This is a genomic window from Arthrobacter sp. 10T413_2 (assembly GCF_056394205.1).
This window is the reverse complement of record NZ_JBFTHK010000249.1, coordinates 1-4,988: the sequence shown is the minus strand read 5'-3', so window position 1 is coordinate 4,988 and position 4,988 is coordinate 1. Positions and strand designations below refer to the sequence as shown.

Here is a 4,988-nt window from a genome sequence, read left to right as displayed (position 1 = left end):
GTCCTGGATACGTCCTCCCTCAACGTGCACGKCCTGGCGACGGCCATCACCGAGCTCTTCAGCGAGACCGGGCCGGTGGCCCTGCGGCTGAACGTCATGAGCTTCGGGTTCAAGTACGGGCTGCCCGTGGACGCCAACTTCGTGGCCGATGCCCGCTTCATCCCCAACCCGCACTGGGTCCCGCAGCTGCGGCCGCACACCGGGCTGGACAAGGACGTCAGCGACTACGTGCTCGAAGCGCAGGGCGTCAGCGACTTCGTGGAGCGCTACGTMCTGGCCCTGGAACCGGTCCTGGACGGATACCGGCGKGAGAACAAGCACTACGCCACGATCGCCGTGGGCTGCACCGGCGGCAAGCACCGCTCCGTCGCGGTGGCCGTCGAGCTCTCACGGAGGCTGGCGCAGTATCCGCGCGTCACCGTGACCACGACGCACCGGGACCTGGGCCGCGAATAATGGCGCTGCTGACCGGCCCGCTTCCCCTCGTCCCGCCCGCCAGCGCGGCATTCGCCAGCCAGCAGGACAAAGGCCCCTCCGTAGTGGCGCTGGGCGGCGGCCACGGCCTCTCCGCGTCGCTGTCCGCCCTGCGGCTGCTCACCTCCGAACTCACCGCGATCGTCACCGTCGCGGACGACGGCGGATCCTCCGGCCGGCTCCGTGAAGAGTACGGCGTCCTTCCGCCCGGGGACCTCCGCATGGCCCTGTCCGCGCTGTGCGACGACACCGACTGGGGCCGCACCTGGCGCGACGTCATGCAGCACCGCTTTGCCCCCGGCAAGGGCCGCGGCGGCTCCCTCGATGAGCACGCCATGGGCAACCTCCTGATCGTGACCCTCTGGGAACTCCTGGGCGACACGGTCGCCGGCCTGAAGTGGGCCGGCGCCCTCCTCGGCGCACGCGGCGAAGTCCTGCCGATGTCCAGCATCCCGCTGACCATCGAAGGCCAGGTCCGGGTCACGGCCCCGGACGGCACCACGGCGCTGCAGACCCTGACGGGCCAGGCCAAGTGTGCCGTCGCGGGGTCCCTCGAACGTGTCCGGCTGTTGCCGGAGGATGCCCCCGCCTGCATGGAAGCCCTGACCGCGATCGAACTGGCCGACTGGGTGATCCTGGGCCCGGGCTCCTGGTACACCTCCGTCCTGCCGCACCTGCTGCTCCCGGAAATGCGCGAGGCCCTCTGCAATACGGCGGCCCGGCGCTGCCTGACAATGAACCTCGCCACCGACACCAAGGAGACCGCCGGGATGACCGCCGCGKACCACCTCCGCGTGCTGCGCGAGTACGCCCCGGAGTTTACGGTCGACGTCGTCCTGGCCGATCCGGCGGCGGTCCAGGACCTGCCCGACTTCGAGCAGGCGGCCGGAATGCTCGGTGCCGAGGTGGTCTTGGGTAAAGTGGGGGCGTCTGGTCGCCGTCCGGTCCACGATCCGTTGCGGCTGGCGACGGCGTACCACGATATTTTCGGGAATAGTTAGGAAAGGTGCCATGGCACTGACAGCATCAGTCAAGGAAGAACTTTCCCGTCTGGATATCAAGAAGTCCTCGGTCCGCAAAGCCGAGGTATCGGCCATGCTCCGCTTCGCGGGCGGGCTGCACATCATCTCGGGCCGGATTGTGATCGAGGCCGAGGTCGACCTCGCATCGACCGCCCGGCGGCTGCGTGCCGCCATCGCCGAAGTCTACKGCCACCAGAGCGAGATCATCGTCGTCTCCGGCGGCGGCCTGCGCCGCGGCAGCCGCTACGTGGTGCGCGTGGTCCGCGACGGCGAGGCCCTGGCCCGCCAGACCGGCCTCCTGGACACCCGCGGGCGGCCCGTCCGGGGCCTGCCGTCCGTGGTGGTCAACGGATCGGCCGCAGACGCCGAGGCCGTCTGGCGCGGCGCCTTCCTGGCCCACGGCTCACTCACCGAGCCCGGCCGCTCCTCCTCCATGGAAGTCACCTGCCCCGGCCCCGAGTCGGCCCTGGCCCTCGTCGGCGCCGCCCGCCGCCTCGGCATCCAGGCCAAGGCCCRCGAGGTCAGGGGAGTGGACCGTGTGGTGATCCGCGACGGCGACACGATTGCCGCGCTGCTGACCCGCATGGGAGCCCACGATGCGCTCATGGTCTGGGAGGAACGCCGCATGCGCAAGGAAGTGCGTGCCACCGCCAACCGTCTCGCGAACTTCGATGACGCGAACCTGCGCCGCTCCGCCCAGGCCGCCGTCGCCGCCGGCGCCCGGGTGGACCGCGCCCTGGAAATCCTGGGCGACGACGTTCCGGACCACCTCAAGTACGCCGGGGAGCTGCGGGTCGCGCACAAGCAGGCCAGCCTGGACGAGCTCKGCCGCCTCGCCGACCCTGTCATGACCAAGGACGCCATTGCCGGCCGGATCCGCCGGCTCCTGGCGATGGCCGACAAACGGGCCCAGGACCTCGGCATCCCGGGCACGGAAGCCAATGTGACGCCGGAAATGCTCGACGACTAGCGTCACTTAGAATCAAGAACAGATTTCCGGATGCCCGGCATCCGGATGCACAATCCGAKAGTTACCGAACCGGACAACCCGTCCACGACATTGGAKGATTTTGTGACCGAGTACGTATTGCCTCAGCTCGACTATGACTACGCAGCGCTGGAGCCGCACATCTCCGCGAAGATCATGGAGCTGCACCACAGCAAGCACCACGCGGCCTACGTGGCCGGGGCCAACAACGCCCTCGCCCAGCTGGCCGAGGCGCGCGAGAAGGGCGACTTCGCCAACATCAACCGCCTCTCCAAGGACCTCGCGTTCCACACCGGCGGCCACATCAACCACACCGTCTTCTGGAAGAACCTCTCCCCGGACGGMGGCGACAAGCCCGAAGGCGAGCTMGCGGCAGCCATCGACGACGCCTTCGGCTCGTTMGACGCCTTCCGTGCCCAGTTCAGCGCCGCGGCGCTGGGCCTGCAGGGCTCCGGCTGGGGCTTCCTGGCCTACGAGCCGATCGGCGGCAACCTGGTCATCGAGCAGCTCTACGACCAGCAGGGCAATGTCGCACTCGGCACCACTCCGCTGCTGATGCTGGACATGTGGGAGCACGCCTTCTACCTGGACTACGTCAACGTCAAGGCCGACTACGTCAAGGCGTTCTGGAACATCGTGAACTGGGCCGACGTCGCCAAGCGCTTCGACGCCGCCCGCAAGAACGCGACGGGCCTCATCACGCTGTAAGCGTGAGCTGACCGACTCCTGTTTGTAACAAAGCTCACATTACGGCCGGTTCGGCCCGAAATGTGGACGGACTGCCCCCGCACTTGCGGGGGCAGTCCCAGTTAAACGTAAGATGGATCACGGAAGGCGGTTAGCCTTCAGCAACGTGGCTGGTCGTCCTCCGATCTGGTAATTATCTCTGCCCAATGGCGTGCGGGATCTGTTAGTTGGCTTGAACGCCTTCTCAACTAGTCGTGCTCGCAAGAGCACCAAGGAGACTGAAAACGTGACGACCCGTATTGGCATCAACRGCTTTGGCCGTATCGGCCGCAACTACTTCCGCGCCGCCCTCGCACAGGGCGCCGACCTTGAGATCGTTGCAGTCAACGACCTCACGAGCCCGGAAGCCCTCGCTCACCTCTTCAAGTACGACTCCGTGGGCGGCCGCCTGGCGGAATCCATCGAGGTTAAGGACGGCAACATCGTCGTCGACGGCAAGACCGTGAAGGTCCTCGCCGAGCGCGATCCCGCCAAGCTGCCCTGGGGCGAGCTCGGCGTTGACATCGTCATCGAGTCCACCGGCTTCTTCACGAAGGCCGCCGACGCGCAGAAGCACATCGACGCCGGCGCCAAGAAGGTCCTGATCTCCKCCCCCGCCTCCGGMGAGGACATCACGATCGTGATGGGCGTCAACGACGGACTGTACGACGACGCTGCGCACCACATCATCTCCAACGCTTCCTGCACCACCAACTGCCTCGGCCCGCTGGCCAAGGTTGTCAACGACGCCTTCGGCATCGAGCGCGGCCTGATGACCACCATCCACGCGTACACCGCCGACCAGAACCTGCAGGACGGCCCGCACAACGACCTCCGCCGCGCCCGCGCCGCCGCCATCAACATGGTCCCCACCTCCACGGGTGCGGCCAAGGCAATCGGCCTGGTCCTGCCGGAGCTCAAGGGCAAGCTGGACGGTTACGCCATCCGCGTCCCGGTCCCCACCGGCTCGGCCACGGACCTGACCGTCACGGTTTCCCGCGAAACCACCGTCGAGGAAGTCAACGCGGCCCTCAAGGCAGCCTCCGAGAGCGAAGAACTCAAGGGCCTGCTGACCTACACCGACGAGCCCATCGTCTCCTCGGACATCGTCGGCGACCCGGCATCGTCCATCTTCGACTCCGGCCTGACCAAGGTGATCGGMAACCAGGTCAAGGTTGTGTCCTGGTATGACAACGAATGGGGCTACTCCAACCGCCTCGTGGACCTCACGGAGCTTGTCGCGTCCAAGCTGGGCTAGGGTAAGACTCATGACATTCCACACCCTCAACGAACTGATCGCTGATGGTGTCCGCGGGCGGTACGTTCTGGTCAGAAGTGACCTGAACGTGCCGCTCGACGGCTCTACAGTGACTGACGACGGCCGCATCAAGGCCTCCCTGCCAGTGCTGGCGAAGCTCACGGACGCCGGTGCCCGCGTGCTGGTCACAGCACACCTGGGCCGCCCCAAGGGCGCCCCCGAAGACAAGTACTCGCTCAAGCCGGCCGCCACGCGGCTGGCCGAGCTTGCCGGGTTCAAGGTCACCCTTGCCGGCGACACGGTCGGCGAGTCGGCCAAGGAGCTGTCCTCCGCACTCCAGGACGGCGAGGTGCTCGTCCTGGAAAATGTGCGTTTCRACGCCCGGGAGACCTCCAAGGACGACGCCGAACGCGGCGMCTTCGCGGACGAGCTCGTCGCCCTCACCGGCGACAACGGCGCGTTCGTCGATGACGCCTTCGGCGCCGTGCACCGCAAGCACGCCAGCGTGTACGACGTCGCC

General features: G+C 67.3%; 6 protein-coding genes. All 6 read left to right on the top strand.

What is annotated here, in order from left to right:
* A partial coding sequence (locus AC1DBQ_RS21715) for a RapZ C-terminal domain-containing protein (protein ID WP_476930489.1) occupies nucleotides 1-456 on the top strand: 456 nt, incomplete at its 5' end.
* Nucleotides 456-1,475: a gluconeogenesis factor YvcK family protein gene (locus AC1DBQ_RS21710; protein WP_476930488.1), complete on the top strand. Its 1,020-nt coding sequence runs from the start codon at nucleotides 456-458 to the stop codon at nucleotides 1,473-1,475. The genes AC1DBQ_RS21715 and AC1DBQ_RS21710, both read left to right, overlap by 1 nt.
* Before the next feature lie 10 nt (nucleotides 1,476-1,485).
* Nucleotides 1,486-2,466 carry a DNA-binding protein WhiA gene (gene whiA, locus AC1DBQ_RS21705; RefSeq protein WP_476930487.1) on the top strand — a complete coding sequence of 327 codons (981 nt, stop codon included), beginning with the start codon at nucleotides 1,486-1,488 and terminating at the stop codon, nucleotides 2,464-2,466.
* Between the two features lie 102 nt (nucleotides 2,467-2,568).
* On the top strand, nucleotides 2,569-3,192 hold the full coding sequence (locus tag AC1DBQ_RS21700) for a superoxide dismutase (protein WP_476930486.1): 624 nt from the start codon (nucleotides 2,569-2,571) through the stop codon (nucleotides 3,190-3,192).
* A gap of 265 nt (nucleotides 3,193-3,457) precedes the next feature.
* Nucleotides 3,458-4,468: a type I glyceraldehyde-3-phosphate dehydrogenase gene (gap, locus tag AC1DBQ_RS21695; RefSeq protein ID WP_476930485.1), complete on the top strand. Its 1,011-nt coding sequence runs from the start codon at nucleotides 3,458-3,460 to the stop codon at nucleotides 4,466-4,468.
* A gap of 10 nt (nucleotides 4,469-4,478) precedes the next feature.
* Nucleotides 4,479-4,988, top strand: a 510-nt coding sequence (gene pgk / locus AC1DBQ_RS21690) for a phosphoglycerate kinase (RefSeq protein WP_476930484.1), incomplete at its 3' end; no start/stop codon positions are given.